Below are 15,949 nucleotides of genomic sequence, written 5' to 3'. Positions count from 1 at the left end.
CGGTCATTGCCCTTTGTCCTTTTCCAGCGCCGCGAGACGGCGCGCGTACTCGTCAAGGTGTTTCATGCGCGCCGCGTTGCGGCGCCACAGTCGGTTTTCCTGCAACGGGGAGCCCGACGAGTATTCGCCGGGCTCGCGGATCGAAGCGGTCACGAGGCTTTTCGCGGTGATGGTAACCCGGTCGGCCAGTTCGAGGTGTCCCAGGATGCCCGCATTGCCGCCGATGAGGCAGTAACGGCCGATCTTCGCGCTGCCGGCGACGGCTGAGCAGCCGGCCATGGCGGTGTGCGCGCCGATATGCACGTTGTGGGCGATCTGGATCTGGTTGTCGAGGCGAACGTCCTCTTCCAGCACCGTGTCTTCCAGCGCGCCACGGTCGATGGTGGTGTTCGCGCCGATCTCGCAGTCGTCGCCGATGCGCACGCCGCCAAGCTGCGGAAGCTTCACCCAGCGGTCGCGATCGAAGGCGATGCCGAAGCCGTCCGCGCCGATCACGGCCCCGGGGTGGATCAGGACGCGCTTTCCGAGCGTTACCCGGATCACCAGGGTCACGCGCCCCACCAGGCGGGAATTCGCGCCCACCACGCAACCCGGGCCGATGGCGCAATGCGGGCCGAGCACAACGCCTTCCTCGATGACGGCGCCGTCTTCGATCACGCAACACGGACCCACACTTGCCGTGGGATGGACACGCGCGGACGGAGCGACCACGGCGCTGACATGGATGCCGTGCGGCGCGTCCGCGTGCCGCTCGAACAGCGCGGCGATCTTTGCGTAGGCGACGTAGGGGTCCTTGGCAACCAGCGCCGCGCCGCGGCGCAGGGGCAGGGCATCGGCGTTGAGCACGACGATACCGGCCTGCGAATCCGCCAGCTGCGAGGTGTACTTCGGATTGGAAAGGAAGGTGAACTGGTTCGGCGTGGCGGTGGCCAGCGTGCCGACGCCGTCCACGCTCGTGGCGGGATCGCCGTGCGCTTCGAGCCCGAAGCGCTCGGCCAGCTCGGCAAGGGTGTACTGCGGATTTCCGCTCACGGAAAACTCCCAAAAGAAAGGGGTGGCTGATCGGCCACCCCTGTGATTCTACAGGGTCTTCGTGTGGGAGCCGCTTCAGCGGCGATGGGTGCTCGCGGCAAGCGTGCCCGCTGCCGCGGGATCGCCGGCATAGCCGGCTCCCACAGGGTCTGTCGCTGTTGTCTTAGAACGTGTTGCCGAAGGTGAACTGGATGCGCTCGACGAAGCGGCTGTCGGCGTCCTTCTTACGGAACGGCACGGCGAAGTTGATGATCAGCGGGCCGATCGGCGCCTGCCACTGCAGCGACAGGCCCGTGGAGGCGCGCAGTTCGCTGGCGTCGAAGGCGGCGTAGTCCTTGTACACGTTGCCGACGTCGACGAACCAGGACACACGCGCCGTGTTCACGTCCTTCAGGAACGGCAGCGGCAGGAACACCTGCGCGGTACCGAGCACCTTGAACGCGCCGCCGACCGGCTGCCCGTAGGTGTACGCACCGCCGCTGCAGCGGCCCTTGCTGTCCGGCTCGCGGGTGGTCGAGATGCCGTCACAGAGGCGGGGACCCAGGGTGTTGTCCTGGAAGCCGCGCACGTCGCGCACGCCGCCCGCGTAGTAGTTCTCCCAGAAGGGGAAGTCGATCTTGTCGCCCTTCTTGTAGATCTGCGCGCCGCGGGTACCGTCCGCGTTGATCAGGTAGCCGTCGTTGTCGTAGGTCTGGCCGTAGGTCTTGCCGTAGCCGATCTGGCCGTCGAGATAGAGCACGAAGCCCTTGCCGATGGGCCAGTAATGGTTGGCTTCGCCGAACAGCTTGTAGAACTGCACCGTGGAGCCCGGCAACGCGCCGGACACGGATGCCGTGAGCTGGCCGCCGCGGGTGGGCGCCCAGTAGCTGTTGCGCGTGTCGTGCGAGTAACCCAGGCTGGACGTCCACGAGTGGATCGTCTTGTTGCCGAGCGCGTTCTGATAGGCCACCAGCTCCTGCGGCGTATAGAACGAGGTGTTGATGAGGTTCGAGCTGACGCCGAGGCTCGTCGACACGTTGTCGAAGTCGGTGATCGGGATCGACACCGTGGTTTCGAACGACTTGGTGCTGTACGTGTAGTTCGCGAGGTCGGTGTCGCCGTAGTCGAGCTTGCTGTACCCGAGGTTGTAACCGATGGCGATGTTCGAATCGGTGAGGTACGGGTTGGTGTAGCTCGCGTTCACGCGCTTGTAGTACGTGCTGGTTTCCGCGGCGATGGAGAAGCGGTCGCCCGTGCCCAGGAAGTTGTTCTGCGACACCGAGGCCGACAGGATGATGCCGGAGTACTGCGAGTAGCCTACGCCGAACATCAGCGAGCCGGCGGACTGTTCTTCCACCTTGGCGGTGAGGTCCACCTGGTCGACCGTGCCGGGCACCAGCGCCTTGTCGATGTCCACCGTCTTGAAGTAGCCCAGGCGCTGCAGACGCGTCTTCGAACGGTCGATCGCGCCCTGCGAGTACCACGCGCCTTCGAGCTGGCGCATTTCGCGGCGGAGCACTTCGTCTTCCGTGCGGGTGTTGCCCTGGAAGACCACGCGGCGCACGTACACGCGCTTGCCCGGCTCGATGAAGAGCGTGAGATCGGCGGTGCGCTTGTCCTTGTCGAGCTTCGGAATCGGGGTGACCTTGGCGAACGCGTAGCCGATGTTCGCGAGGATGCCCTTGATGGCGTCCGTGCTGGCTTCGATGGCGCCGCGGTTGAAGGTGTCGCCCTTATGGATGAAGACCAGCTTGCGCAGGGTGTCTTCCGGCAGGATGAGTTCGCCGAGCAGCTTCACGTCGGAGACGGTATAGACCTCGCCTTCCTTGACGCTGGCGTCGACGTACATGGAACGCTTGTCCGGGCTGATCGCCACCTGGGTGGAGTCGATGCCGAAGTCGGCGTAGCCGCGGTTCATGTAGTAGTTGCTGAGCTTCTCCAGGTCGCCGGAGAGCTTCTCGCGCGAGTACTGGTCGTCCTTGGAATACCAGGACAGCCAGTTCGTGGTATTCGACTCGAAGCCGTCGCGAATGTCCTTGTCGCTGAAGGCCTTGTTGCCGATGACGTTGATCTCCTTGATCTTCGCCGCCTTGCCTTCGCGGATTTCGATGTCGATGGCCACGCGGTTGCGGTCGAGGCGCGTCACGTGGGGATCGACCGAGACGTTGTACTTGCCGCGGTTGTAGTACTGGCGGATGAGCTCTTGCTGCACGCGGTCGAGGGAGAGGCGGTCGAAGGTTTCGCCTTCGGCCAGGCCGATCTCCTTCAGGCCCTTGCGGAGGTCGTCTTCCTTGATGTCCTTGTTGCCACGCAGCGTGAGCTTGGCGATGGCCGGGCGCTCGACGACCTTGATGACCAGGATGTCGCCCTGGCGGTCGAGTTCCACGTCGCTGAAGAACTTGGTCTGGTACAGGGCGCGAATGGCGGCCTGCGCCTTGTCGTCGCTGAGGGTCTCGCCCTTTTCGATCGGCAGGTAGCTCAGCACCGTGCCCTGCGCGATGCGCGTCAGGCCATCGATGCGGATGTCGGAGACGACGAACGGCTCGAAGGCGGCAAGCGCATTGGCGGACAGGGAGGCAAGCAGGATCAGGGCGGCGATACGCTTCATCGTCGATTCCGTTGGGTTAATTCCAGCCGACGGCGGACGAGGCCGGCGACCGAAGAGGAGCACGCGCAAGACTCTGGCCTTGCGTCGTTCGGCGCAGGGCGCGGATGCGCCAGGAGCCTGGGTGATACGGTTGCGTCGCGAGCTGGTGGCTCACGAGACAAGCATGCGTTGAATGTCGTTGAAGAACGCCAGCCCCATCAAGGTGAACAACAGGACGATGCCCACATATTGACCAGCGACCATGGTGCGTTCGCTGACGGGGCTGCCCTTGATCAACTCGATAAGGTAATACAGCAGGTGTCCACCGTCCAAGACCGGGATCGGCAGCAGGTTCAGGATGGCCAGGCTCAGCGACACCAGGGCGAGGAAGTTGAGGAACCACCCCAGGCCGCGGTTGGCCGAGTCGTTCGCCACCTGCGCGATGCCGATGACGCCGGACAGGTTCTTGGTGGAAGCCTCACCGGAAAGCATCTTGCCGATGAGGTTGAAGGTGGAAGCCGTACCGGTCCAGGTGGCCCGCAGCGACTCGCTGAAGGCACGCGCGGGCCCGTAGCGGAGGGTGGCCTCTTCCAGGGGCTGCCGGGCCACGCCGATGAGCCAGCGGACCGGCTGGCCCTGCTCGGACTTCATGCGCGCGGTGACGTCGAAGGTTTTCGTCTGGCCGTCGCGCTGAACGGCGACCGCGAGCTTCGGCGAGATGGCGGCCTGTTCCGGAACGAGCCGGGTGAAGTCGTCGAAATCGGAGACAGGCTTGCCGTTGACGCTGAGGATGCGGTCGCCGGCGCGGATGCCCGCGAGCGAGGCGGGATCGCCCTTGACCACCTCGCCCACGACGGGCGGCGCCTGCAGGCTCATGCCAAGCTGAGTGAAGCGCTTGCCGATGTCGCCGCCGCCTTCCAGGCGCTGGAGCGGCAGCACGACGTCGCGCTGCGCGCCGTCGGTGCCCTGCACCCGAACCGGCAACGGCTCGCTGCCGAGCAGGCCGTTGGCGAGGATTTCGGTGGCGTCGCTCCAGTTGTTGACCGGGTCGCCGTTCATGGCGACAAGGCGGTCGCCGGGGCGAATGCCGGCCGCGGCGGCCACCGTGCCCGGGTCGGCGGTGACGATGGGGGCCACGTCGGGCTTGCCGATCATGTACATCGCCCAGAATGCGGCGATGGTGAAGATGAGGTTGAACGCGGGGCCGGCGGCGACGATGGCGATGCGCTTCCACACGGACTTGCCGGTGAATTCCTGCCCGCGTTCCGCAGCGGGCACGTCGCCCTCGCGGGCATCGAGCATCTTCACGTAGCCGCCCAGCGGGATGGCGGCGATCTGGTACTCCGTGCCGTCCTTCGCCACGCGGCGCCAGAGGGGGCGGCCGAAGCCCACCGAAAAACGCAGTACCCGCACGCCACAGCGGCGCGCGACCCAGTAATGGCCGAATTCATGGAAGGTTACCAGCACGCCAAGCGTGACCAGCAGCCAGAACACGGAACCTAGGACGGGGCTCATCGGGGAGGGTGGGTCTCGGTGGAAAAACGTTTGGGTGGAGCGAGTTTAGCAGTAAGCGCGGTTGAGCACGCCCCTGGCGGCCCGGCGCGCCTCGTCGTCGCGGGCGACGAGGGTCTGGACATCGACCACGGGTTGGGCCGGCAGTTCCGCGAGTACGCGTTCGACGATCTCGGCAATGCCGAGGAAGGGAAGGGTGCCGGCCAGGAAAGCATCCACGGCCACCTCGTTGGCGGCGTTGAGGATGGCGGTGGCGTCGCCGCCCTCGCACAAGGCCGCGAAGGCCAGGGCGAGGCAGCGGAAGGTGTCGGTATCCGGCTTCTCGAAGTCCAGCCGGGCGTGCGCGGCGAGGTCGAGCGGGGCCACGCCGGCCTCGATCCGCTCAGGCCAGGCGAGGGCGCAGGCAATGGCCGTGCGCATGTCGGGATTGCCGAGCTGGGCCAGCACCGAGCCGTCGACGTAGTCGACCAGCGAATGCACAAGGCTTTGCGGGTGCACCACGACGTCGATGGCATCGACGGGAGCCGCGAACAGGTGGTGGGCCTCGATGACCTCCAGGCCCTTGTTCATCAACGTGGCCGAGTCCACCGAAATCTTCCGGCCCATCGACCACTTCGGATGGGCGCAGGCTTCGTCGGGGGTGATCTTGCCGAGTTCGGCGCGGGTGCGGCCGCGGAACGGGCCGCCGGAAGCGGTGAGGATGATCCGCCGCACGCCCGCTCGGCCCAGGTCCGGGCGCCCGCCAGGCAGGCACTGGAAGATGGCATTGTGCTCGGAATCGATCGGGATGAGATCGCCGCCGCCCTCCCGGAGGGCCTGGAGCAGCAAGGCCCCGGCCATCACGATGGATTCCTTGTTCGCCAGCAGCAGGCGCTTGCCGGCCCGCGCCGCGGCCAGGGTGGAATCCAGGCCGGCGGCTCCGACGATGGCGGCTACCACCGTGTCGCAAAGCGGACCGGAAGCCGCGGCCGTCACGGCGTCGGCGCCGCTGGCGACCTCGCAGCGCACACCTGCCGCGGCGAGGCGACGGGCGAGGTCCGCTTCCATCGCCGGGTCGGCCACGATGGCCAGGTCGGGACGGAAGCGCACGCAGAGGGCCGCGAGGCCCGCGCTGTCGCGATTCGCGGCGAGCACGCTGGCCCGGAAGCGATCCGGGTGCCGGGCGATCACGTCGAGCGTGCTGCCGCCGATCGACCCGGTGGCCCCGAGCACGGCGACCTGGCGCGTGGCCATGGTCAGAGGCCCAGCAGGAGCTTGCCGGCGGCGAACACCGGCAAGGCCGCGAAGACGCTGTCCAGGCGGTCGAGAAGGCCGCCGTGGCCTGGGAACAGGTTGCCCGAATCCTTCACGGTGGCATGGCGCTTCATGAGGCTTTCGAAGAGGTCGCCCACCACGGCGATGCCGACGGTGACCACGCCGAGCAGCAACAGGCCGACCAGCTGGCCGCCGTCACGCACGCCGATCAGGTAACCGCCCAGCAGGGCCATGAGGCCGCCGGCGACGATGGCGCCATAGACGCCCGCCCAGGTCTTCCCCGGGCTGATCCGCGGCGCGAGCTTGCGCCGTCCGAAGTGCCGGCCGCTGAAGTAGGCGCCGGTGTCGGCGGCCCACACGATGACCAGGGCCAGCAGCGTCCACCAGTTTCCGCGGTGGCTTTCGTGCAGCAGGATGGCCGACGCGAGGGCAGGCACGATCACGAGCGCGCCCACGCCCAGCTTGAGCATGCGGTTCTCGGCGTTGGGCGCCGCCGCGAAGGTGAAATGGCGCAGCCAGAAACAGCAGCCGATCCACCACGCGACGCCGATCAGGGTCAGCATCAGGAGCAGGCCGGGGGTGCGCACGGCGATCAGTGCCGCGAAGACGGCGACGGCCGCCGCGGCCACGATGCCGCGACCCGCCTGGGTGCGGCAGCCCGACAGCAGGCTCCATTCCCAGGCGGCGCCGACGAAGACGATGGCGACCAGCGACGCGAAGAACGCCGTGGGGGGCAGCAGGATGAGCGCCAGGACCAGCGGAATGAGGATCGCGGCGGTGATGATGCGTTGCTTCAGCATGGGATTCCGGCGTCAGCTCGTGACCTGCTCGCCCGTGCGCCCGTAACGGCGCTCGCGGCGTGCGTAGTCGTCCAGTGCCTCTGCGAGGCACGCCTGGTCGACATCGGGCCAGAGGGTGTCGGTGAAATAGAGCTCGGCATAGGCGATCTGCCAGAGCAGGAAGTTGCTTATCCGGCGCTCGCCACCCGTGCGAATGAAGAGATCGAGCGGCGGTTGGTCGGCCAGGCAGGTGTAGTCGTGCAAGCGGCTTTCGTCGATGTCGCCGGGGCCGAACTCGCCGCGGGCGACGGCTTCGGCGGCGAGACGCGCCGCGCGGGCGATATCCCAGCGGCCGCCGTAATTCACCGCCACGTTCATGTTGAGGGCGGTGTTGCCGGCCGTGCGTTCCATCGCGCCGAGCATGCGGTTGCGCAGTTCGGGGGCAAAGGCCTCCAGATCGCCGATGAAGCGGATGCGCACGCCATTGCCGTGCAGTTCGTCCACTTCCCTGTCCAGTGCCTTCAGGAAGAGCTCCATGAGCGCCGAGACCTCGGTGGCGGGGCGCTGCCAGTTTTCACTGGAGAAGGCGAACAGCGTGAGCGATGCGACGCCCCGCCGCAGGCAGAACTCCACCGCTTCCCTTACCGCCTTCTGGCCCGCGTGGTGGCCGAACGAGCGCGGGCGCAGGCGTTTCTTCGCCCAGCGCCCGTTTCCATCCATCACGATGGCGATGTGGCGGGGAACCCGGTCGACGGGCTTCGCTGCCATGAATGCCCGACCGATGGCGCGTCAGAGCGCCATCAGCTCCTTTTCCTTTTCCTTGACCACGTCGTCCACTTCCTTGACGTACTTGTCGGTCAGCTTCTGGATGTCGTCGTCGGCGCGCTTCTTGTCGTCTTCCGTGATCGTCTTGTCCTTCAGCAGCTTGTCCACGTGCTGGATGGCATCGCGGCGCACGTTGCGGATGGCGATCTTCGCCTGCTCGCCTTCCTTCGCCACGTTCTTGGCGAGCTCCTTGCGGCGCTCCTCGGTCGGGGGCGGGAAGTTCAGGCGGATGTCCATGCCCATGGTGGTCGGCGTGATGCCGAGGTCGGAGGCCATGATGGCCTTCTCGATGGGGCCGACCATGCTCTTGTCGAACGGCTTCACGGAAAGGGAGCGGGCGTCGGGCGTGGTGACGTTGGCCACCTGGGCGAGCGGGGTGTCCGTGCCGTAGTAGGGCACCTTGATGTTCTCGAGGATCGACGGGTTGGCGCGACCGGTGCGGATGGTCTTCAGGTCGTGCTTGAGCGAGTCGATGCTCTTGCCCATGCGGGTTTCAGCATCTTTCTTGATGTCGTTGATCATGGGTTTGTCCGGTGGAGCGGGTCAGCAGGCGAGTATAGCAGCGCGGCCGGCAAGGGCCTTGCCGCGCTGCGCCAGGACGGGGCCGGGCGGTTGCCTCAGCCGGCGTCGACCAGGGTACCCACGGGCTCGCCGCGCATGATCCGCATGAGGTTGCCGGGCTGGGTCATGTCGTAGATGCGCAGCGGCAGCTTGTTCTCGCGACACAGGGCGATGGCCGCGGTATCCATCACCTCCAGCCGGCGCTCGATCACCTGGTTGTAGGTGAGGTGTTCGTAACGCTCCGCTCCCGGCACCCGCTTCGGGTCGGCCGAATACACGCCGTCGACCTTGGTGGCCTTCAGCAGCAGGTCGGCACCCACTTCGACCGCGCGCAGGGCGGCGGCGGAGTCGGTGGTGAAGAAGGGGTTGCCGATACCGGCGGCGAACAGCGTCACACGGCCCTTCTCGAGGTGACGGATGGCCCGGCGGCGGATGAAGTCCTCGCACACCTCGTTGATCTTGATGGCGCTCATGGTGCGCGCTTCGCCGCCGAGTTTCTCGATGGCGTCCTGCATCGCCAGCGCGTTCATCACGGTGGCCAGCATGCCCATGTGGTCGCCGGTAACGCGATCCATGCCCGCGGCCGCGAGGCCTGCGCCACGGAAGATGTTGCCGCCGCCGATCACGACGCCGACCTGTACGCCCGCTTCGCGGACTTCGAGAATTTCCTTCGCGAGGCGCCCGATCACCTTCGGATCGATGCCGTAATCCTCGCTGCCCATGAGGGCTTCACCGGAGAGCTTGAGCAGGATGCGGCGGTGGTTCAGCGGGGTGCTCATGGGGGGTCTCCAGATTGTGTGAGGCAAAACGGCCGTATTCTAGCGTGAAGAGTGAAGCGTGAACCGTGAACCGTGAACCGTGAACCGTGAACAGTGAACCGGGGCACATGTAACTCGTGCCTCCCGCTTTGCTCTTTTACGGTTCACTGTTTACGCTTTACTCTTCACGCCCCAAAAAAAAGGCCGCGAGCAATCGCGGCCTTTTCTTTTGCAACTTACGGAGAAGGCTTACGCCAGGCCCGCCTGCTTCATCACTTCTTCGGCGAAGTTGTCCTGCACCTTCTCGATGCCCTCGCCCACGGCGAGGCGCTTGACTTCGACGATCTCGGCGCCGGCCTTCTTCAGGGCCTCGCCCACCGTGATGTCGGTGTCGATGACGTAGGACTGGCCCACCAGCGTGACGTCGGCCAGGATCTTGTTGACCTTGCCCGAAACGATCTTCTCGAGGATGTCGGCCGGCTTGGCCTTTTCCTTGTCGGTCATCTTCGAGAGCTCGATTTCCTTTTCCTTCTCGAGGAAATCGGCCGGGACGTCCTTCTCGCTGACGAACCGCGGGTTCATCGCGGCCACGTGCATGGCGATGCCCTTGGCCAGCTCTTCCGAGCCGCCCTTGAGTGCCACGAGCACGCCGATGCGGCCGCCGTGCGAGTAGGCGCCAAGCACGCCGTCGGTCTGGATGGCCGCGATGCGACGCACGTCGAACTTCTCGCCGATGGTCAGGGTGAGTTCCTTCGCGCCTTCCTCGACCGTGCCGCTGCCGAGCTTCGCGCCCTTCAGCGCGTCGATGTCGGTGGCGCCGGCGGCGAGGGCGACGTCGGCGACGTCCTTGGTGAACTTGATGAACTGCTCGTTCTTGGCGGCGAAGTCGGTTTCGCTGTTGACCTCGACCATGACGCCCTTGCCGCCGTCGACGGCGACGGCGACCAGGCCTTCGGCGGCCACGCGGTCGGCCTTCTTGTCGGCCTTGGCCATGCCGTTCTTACGCAGCCATTCCATCGCCGCTTCGATGTCGCCGTTGTTTTCGACGAGTGCCTTCTTGCACTCCATCATGCCGACGCCGGAACGCTCGCGCAGGTCCTTGACGAGGCTTGCGGTGATCTCAGCCATGGTAATTCCTCAAAGTTTGATGGGCGCCGCGGCGAGGGTGCCGCGGCGCCGGTGAAACGGAAGAGCGGATTACGGGGTGGGGCGCTTACGCGCGGCCACGACCACCGTCACGGCCGCCTTCGCGACGCGGGGCACCCTTCTTGGCCGGGGCGCCACGACGCTCGCCGCGCGGGGCTTCGTCCTTGGCGACCGGGTTGCCTTCCTCGTCCAGCTCCACGAACTCGTTGGCGTCGCCACGGGCGGCGTTCGGAGCGGCGGATTTGCCTTCCAGGATGGAGTCGGCGGCGGCACGGGCGTACAGCTGGATGGCGCGGATGGCGTCGTCGTTACCCGGGATGGCGTAGTCGACGAGGGCCGGGTCGTAGTTGGTATCGACGACGGCGACGACCGGGATGCCGAGCTTGCGGGCTTCCTGAACGGCGATGTCTTCGTGGCCGATGTCCACGATGAAGAGCGCGTCCGGCAGGCGGTTCATGTCCTTGATGCCGCCCAGCGAGTTCTGCAGCTTCTCGCGCTCGCGGCGACGGGCCAGCACTTCATGCTTCACCAGGCGGTCGAACGAACCGTCGGTTTCGGCGGCCTCGAGTTCCTTCAGGCGGGCAACCGACTGCTTCACCGTGCGGAAGTTGGTGAGCATGCCGCCGAGCCAGCGGGCGGTGACGAACGGCTGACCGGCGCGCGCGGCTTCCTCGGCGAGGGCCTCGCGGGCCGAACGCTTGGTGCCCACGAACAGGATGGTGCCGCCCTTCTGGGCCAGGCCCGAGAGGAAGTTCATCGCGTCGGTGAAGAGCGGAAGGGTCTTCTCGAGGTTGATGATGTGGATCTTGCCGCGGGCGCCGAAGATGTACGGAGCCATCTTGGGGTTCCAGTAACGGGTCTGGTGACCGAAATGGACGCCGGCTTCCAGCATCTCGCGCATGGTGACTTGTGCCATGGAATACTCCTGGGCGAACCGCCTTGGCGGTTCTATGGGGGTTGGGACCTCCACGCATCCCCGGCTTCGACCCGCCCCGAAGGACAGGCACCCCGAAGACGGTGCCGATGCGTGTGTGGCGTTGAAGCGATTGCCCCGCGCCGGGGCCAAGGGTGGCGCCGTGCGGTTACAATCGCGCTTCGAATCGCCGCCGTGGTGACCCTCTGGGTGACTGCGCCGGACGGCAAAACTCGCTAATTGTAGCCTCCGGAGCCCCCTCGCCGCAAGCCGAGGGTGGCAACCGGGACAGGGTGCCCCCATCTTGCGTGGCAAGCCCAATCCCCTGACGGCAAAGGATAAAGAGAGAGTACCGATGGCAGTCGTACCGAAGACCCCCGAAGAAATACAGGCCATGCGCGAAGCCGGCAGGCTGGCCGCGGAAGTCCTGGCCATGCTGGTGCCGCACGTGAAGCCGGGCGTCACCACCGAGGAACTGGATCAGCTGGCGCACGACCACATCGTGAACGTGCAGAAGGCGATTCCCGCGAACGTGGGGTACCGCGGCTACCCGAAAACCACCTGCACGTCGGTCAACCACGTGATCTGCCACGGCATCCCCAGCCCCACCAAGGTCTTGAAGGACGGCGACATCGTGAACATCGACGTCACCGTCATCAAGGACGGGTGGCATGGCGACACCAGCCGCATGTATTTCGTCGGTACGCCGAGCGTCCTGGCGAAGCGCCTGGTGGACACCACCTACGAGGCCATGATGAAGGGCATCCAGGCGGTGAAGCCGGGCGCCACCCTGGGCGACGTGGGCGCGGCCATCCAGAAGCACGCGGAGGCCGCCGGCTTCTCCGTGGTGCGCGAGTACTGCGGCCACGGCATCGGCAAGGTCTACCACGACGAACCGCAGGTGCTGCACTACGGGCGCCCCGGCACGGGTCTGGAACTGAAGCCGGGTATGACCTTCACGGTCGAGCCCATGATCAACGCCGGCAAGCCGCAGACGAAGTCGCTGCCCGACGGTTGGACGGTCGTCACCAAGGACCATTCGCTCTCGGCCCAGTGGGAACACACCATCGCCGTCACCGATGACGGGTTCGAGATCCTGACGCCCTGGCCCGACGCGGCCTGATCACGAAGTGACACTCCCATCGCTCCCGCGCCTTCCCAAGGTCGTACCCCGCTCCGGTGTGTCGCCGGAAGCGCGGCGATCCCTGCGACAGTTGCTGGGCGACGTAGACCGTGCGCTGGCCGCCGCCTTCGGTGAAGGCGAGGGCGCATCGGCCCTGGCGCGCCGGCGGGGCGACATCGTGGAACGGATCGTGGTCCACGTGTGGCACGCGAGCCTGGGCGATTCGGCGGAAGCGGCCTTGTTCGCGGTGGGCGGCTTCGGCAGGGGGCTCCTGTTTCCCCGCTCCGATGTCGACCTGCTGGCGCTGGTCGACGACCACTCGCCGGCGCTCGCGCGTGCGCTGGAACACTTCTTCGCCTGCCTGTGGGACATCGGCCTGAAACCCGGGCATGCGGTGCGCACGGTGGAGCAATGCCGCGACCTGGCCGCGCAGGACGCCAGCGTGTTCACCAGTCTGCTCGACGCGCGCCGCCTGGCCGGCCAGCCCGCGCTCGGCGACCGCCTTCGCGGCATCCTCGACGATCCGGCCATCTGGCCGCCGCGCGCGTATCTCGCGGCTCGGCTCGCCGAGCGCGATGCCCGCCATGCCCGCTACGACGACACGGCCCAGAATCTTGAGCCGAACCTCAAGGACGGCCCCGGGGGGCTGCGAACGCTCGACGCCATCCGCTGGCTCGGGCGCCGCCTCGCGAATGCGCCCGATTTCGACGCGATGGTCGCCGAAGGCCTGCTCGAGCCCGTGGAGGCGGCGCGCCTTACCCGTGCGGAGGAAACGCTTCGCCGTTACCGCTACGCGCTGCACCTGGAAGCCGGGCGCGCCGAAGAGCGCCTGCTGTTCGACTACCAGCGCGCGCTCGCCGAGCGGCTGGGATTCGAAGACGAGCACGCGAAGAACCTCGGCGTCGAACAGTTCATGCAGGGCTACTACCGCGCCGCGACGCAGATCGAGCGCTCGGGCACGCAGCTGGTGGAACGCTTCGAGGAAATGCTGGACCCGGCCACGGAACCGGCGCCGGTCGGTACCGACTACGTGCGCTACGGTTCACGTATCGCGCCACGCAATCCGCACCTCTTCGTGCGCAGGCCGTCGTCGCTGGTGGAGATCTTCATTGCGCGGCTCGACGAGCCGGGCATCACGGGGTTCACCGCGGAAACCATGCGGCGCATCCAGCATGCGGTATCGCAGCACGGCGAATCGCTTGCCGACGATCCGCAGGTGCTCGGCGCGTTCCTCGCGCTGCTTCGCCGCGGCGCCCCGGCCGTGGATGCGTTGTGGCGAATGAACCGGCACGGCCTGCTCGCCGCCATCCTGCCCGCGTTCGGCAAGGTGGTGGGGCGCATGCAGTACGACCTGTTCCACGTGTATACCGTGGACGAGCACACTACGCGTGTGCTGCGCACGGTGGCCCGGTTCGCCGATCCCGCCGCACGCCGCGAATTTCCCATCGCCTGTGAAGTGTGGCCGCACCTCGAGAGGCCGGAACTGCTCCTGCTCGCCGCGCTGTTCCACGATATCGCGAAGGGGCGCGGCGGCGACCATTCCGTGCTGGGCGAGGAAGACGCGCGCGACTTCTGCACGCGCCTCGGCCTGCCGGCGGAACAAGTGGAACTGGTGGCCTGGCTGGTGCGCTACCACCTCCTCATGAGCACCACCGCGCAGCGCCAGGACATCACCGACCCGGAAGTGGTGCATCGCTTCGCCTCGGTGGTGGGCGACTGGGAACACCTCGACCACCTTTACCTACTGACCATCGCGGACATCATCGGCACCAGTCCCAAGCTGTGGAACGCGTGGAAGGATCGTCTGCTCGCCGACCTGTACACGGCTACCCGCTTCGCCTTGCGCAGCGATCTGACGCCGCCCGCCCATGCGGCGGTGCGCGTGCGCGAATGTCGCGAGAAGGCGATGACGGTGCTCGCTACCGAGCACATCGACGCCGACGAGATCGCGAAGGTATGGGCCGAGTTTCCCGATACCAGTTTCCTGCGTCACCGGCCCGAGCAGATCGCCTGGCAGACCGCGGCGATACTTCGGGCCCATGGCGCGACGCCGCTGGTGGAGGTCCATCCGTTCTCGGTGCGCGGCAGCACCGAACTCTTCATCTACACGCCCGACCGCGACGGTCTGTTCGCCACGGTGACGGCCGTGCTCGACCGCCTCCGCTTTTCCGTCATGGAGGCACGCATCCTCGTGTCGAACACGGGGATGGCGCTGGACACCTTCCTCCTGCTGGAGTCCGACTCCCAGGCGCCGGCCTCGTTGCAGCGCGCCGAGGAACTGCGCGCGCGCATGCGGCACGCGCTGTCGCAGTCGGCGGGACACGGGCCGGCCAAGCGCACGCTGTCGCGTCACCTTCGCCATTTCCAGATGGCGCCCCGCATCGAATTCGTGGACGCGGGCGAGCGCACGCAGCTGGCGTTGGTGTGCACTGACCGGCCCGGCCTGCTCGCGGCCGTGGCGCAAGCGCTGGCCGAAGCGGAGGTGCGCGTGCATGATGCGCGCATTGCCACGTTCGGCGAACGCGTCGAAGATTTCTTCCAACTCACCGACCGCAGCAACGCGCCGCTTTCGCCCGATCGCCGGGAGATCCTGCGGGCCTGCCTGCTGCGCCATATCGGTTCCGAAAGCCCCAGGACTTCCGTACATGCAGATGCAAACGCTTGAATCCATCATCGAAGACGCGTTCGAACGCCGCGCGGCCCTCACCCAGAACGAGATGGAGGGCGATCTCCGCGAAGCCGTCGAGCAGGTGCTGAATCTCCTCGAGTCCGGCGAACGCCGCGTCGCCGAGCCAGACGGAAAGGGTGGCTGGACGGTGAACGCGTGGCTGAAGAAAGCGGTGCTGCTCTACTTCCGCATGAACGGCAATCGCGTGATGGACGGTGGCCCGTCCAGCGCCTTCGACAAGGTGCCGCTCCGCTTCACCGAGGGCGACGCCACCGAATATGCGAACCTCGGCGCCCGCGTGGTGCCTGGCGCGCTCGTGCGCCGCGGCGCGCACATCGCGAAGGACGCCGTGCTGATGCCCAGCTACACCAACATCGGTGCCTACGTCGGCGCCGGCACCATGGTCGACACCTGGGCCACGGTCGGGTCCTGCGCGCAGATCGGCGCGAACGTGCATCTCTCGGGCGGCGTCGGCATCGGCGGCGTGCTGGAGCCGCTGCAGGCCAATCCCACCATCATCGAGGACGGCTGCTTCATCGGCGCGCGCTCCGAGGTGGTGGAAGGCGTGATCGTGGAGAAAGGCTCGGTGATCGGCATGGGCGTGTTCCTCGGGCAGTCCACGCGCATCTACAACCGCGCCACGGGCGAGGTCAGCTACGGCCGCATCCCGGCGGGCAGCGTCGTGGTGTCCGGCAGCCTTCCGGCGAAGGACGGCAGCCATAGCCTTTACGCCGCGGTGATCGTGAAACAGGTGGACGAGAAGACCCGCTCCAAGACGGGCATCAACGAACTCCTGCGCAGCGGCGACTGAA

General features: G+C 66.8%; 12 protein-coding genes and 1 pseudogene. 3 read left to right on the top strand and 10 right to left on the bottom strand.

Going from position 1 to position 15,949, the window contains the following annotated elements; genetic code table 11:
• Positions 1 to 3: 3 nt before the first annotated feature.
• From lpxD to rpsB, 10 genes are all read right to left on the bottom strand, one after another.
• A complete protein-coding gene (gene lpxD / locus HBF26_RS03945) occupies positions 4 to 1,032 on the bottom strand; it encodes a UDP-3-O-(3-hydroxymyristoyl)glucosamine N-acyltransferase (protein ID WP_167123304.1) in 1,029 nt (342 codons plus the stop codon).
• 163 nt (positions 1,033 to 1,195) lie between these two features.
• Positions 1,196 to 3,619, bottom strand: coding sequence for an outer membrane protein assembly factor BamA (bamA, locus tag HBF26_RS03940; protein ID WP_167123302.1), 2,424 nt, complete (start codon positions 3,617 to 3,619; stop codon positions 1,196 to 1,198).
• Between the two features lie 150 nt (positions 3,620 to 3,769).
• On the bottom strand, positions 3,770 to 5,113 hold the full coding sequence (rseP, locus tag HBF26_RS03935) for an RIP metalloprotease RseP (RefSeq protein ID WP_167123300.1): 1,344 nt from the start codon (positions 5,111 to 5,113) through the stop codon (positions 3,770 to 3,772).
• Between the two features lie 45 nt (positions 5,114 to 5,158).
• Entirely contained in the window at positions 5,159 to 6,343 is a 1,185-nt protein-coding gene (locus HBF26_RS03930) for a 1-deoxy-D-xylulose-5-phosphate reductoisomerase (RefSeq protein ID WP_167123298.1), read from the bottom strand.
• A gap of 2 nt (positions 6,344 to 6,345) precedes the next feature.
• Positions 6,346 to 7,164 (bottom strand): phosphatidate cytidylyltransferase, encoded by an 819-nt coding sequence (locus tag HBF26_RS03925; protein WP_167123296.1) that lies wholly within the window; start codon positions 7,162 to 7,164, stop codon positions 6,346 to 6,348.
• A 12-nt stretch (positions 7,165 to 7,176) separates the two neighbouring features.
• Positions 7,177 to 7,911, bottom strand: coding sequence for a polyprenyl diphosphate synthase (gene uppS, locus HBF26_RS03920; protein WP_167123294.1), 735 nt, complete (start codon positions 7,909 to 7,911; stop codon positions 7,177 to 7,179).
• A 21-nt stretch (positions 7,912 to 7,932) separates the two neighbouring features.
• Positions 7,933 to 8,490 (bottom strand): ribosome recycling factor, encoded by a 558-nt coding sequence (gene frr / locus HBF26_RS03915; RefSeq protein WP_167025107.1) that lies wholly within the window; start codon positions 8,488 to 8,490, stop codon positions 7,933 to 7,935.
• Between the two features lie 95 nt (positions 8,491 to 8,585).
• Complete coding sequence (gene pyrH, locus HBF26_RS03910; protein ID WP_167025110.1) at positions 8,586 to 9,308, bottom strand: UMP kinase; 723 nt, start codon at positions 9,306 to 9,308, stop codon at positions 8,586 to 8,588.
• Between the two features lie 228 nt (positions 9,309 to 9,536).
• Positions 9,537 to 10,415, bottom strand: a complete 879-nt coding sequence (gene tsf / locus HBF26_RS03905) for a translation elongation factor Ts (RefSeq protein WP_167123292.1) — start codon at positions 10,413 to 10,415, stop codon at positions 9,537 to 9,539.
• Positions 10,416 to 10,500: 85 nt separating this feature from the next.
• Positions 10,501 to 11,349 (bottom strand): 30S ribosomal protein S2, encoded by an 849-nt coding sequence (rpsB, locus tag HBF26_RS03900; RefSeq protein ID WP_167123290.1) that lies wholly within the window; start codon positions 11,347 to 11,349, stop codon positions 10,501 to 10,503.
• 352 nt (positions 11,350 to 11,701) lie between these two features.
• On the opposite strand from rpsB, the gene map reads away from it, so the two are divergent.
• The 3 genes and pseudogenes from map (at position 11,702) to dapD (ending at position 15,948) form a co-directional block, all read left to right on the top strand.
• On the top strand, positions 11,702 to 12,469 hold the full coding sequence (map, locus tag HBF26_RS03895; RefSeq protein WP_167123288.1) for a type I methionyl aminopeptidase: 768 nt from the start codon (positions 11,702 to 11,704) through the stop codon (positions 12,467 to 12,469).
• A 7-nt stretch (positions 12,470 to 12,476) separates the two neighbouring features.
• A pseudogene (glnD, locus tag HBF26_RS03890) lies at positions 12,477 to 15,023 on the top strand ([protein-PII] uridylyltransferase); the annotation flags it as partial.
• A complete protein-coding gene (gene dapD / locus HBF26_RS03885) occupies positions 14,962 to 15,948 on the top strand; it encodes a 2,3,4,5-tetrahydropyridine-2,6-dicarboxylate N-succinyltransferase (RefSeq protein WP_338039626.1) in 987 nt (328 codons plus the stop codon). The pseudogene glnD and the gene dapD, both read left to right, overlap by 62 nt.
• Position 15,949: the final 1 nt, after the last annotated feature.

Source organism: Luteibacter jiangsuensis, from assembly GCF_011742555.1.
GTDB lineage: Bacteria > Pseudomonadota > Gammaproteobacteria > Xanthomonadales > Rhodanobacteraceae > Luteibacter > Luteibacter jiangsuensis.
Note: the sequence above shows the minus strand (reverse complement) of the source record. Positions and strands in the feature narration are given on the sequence as shown.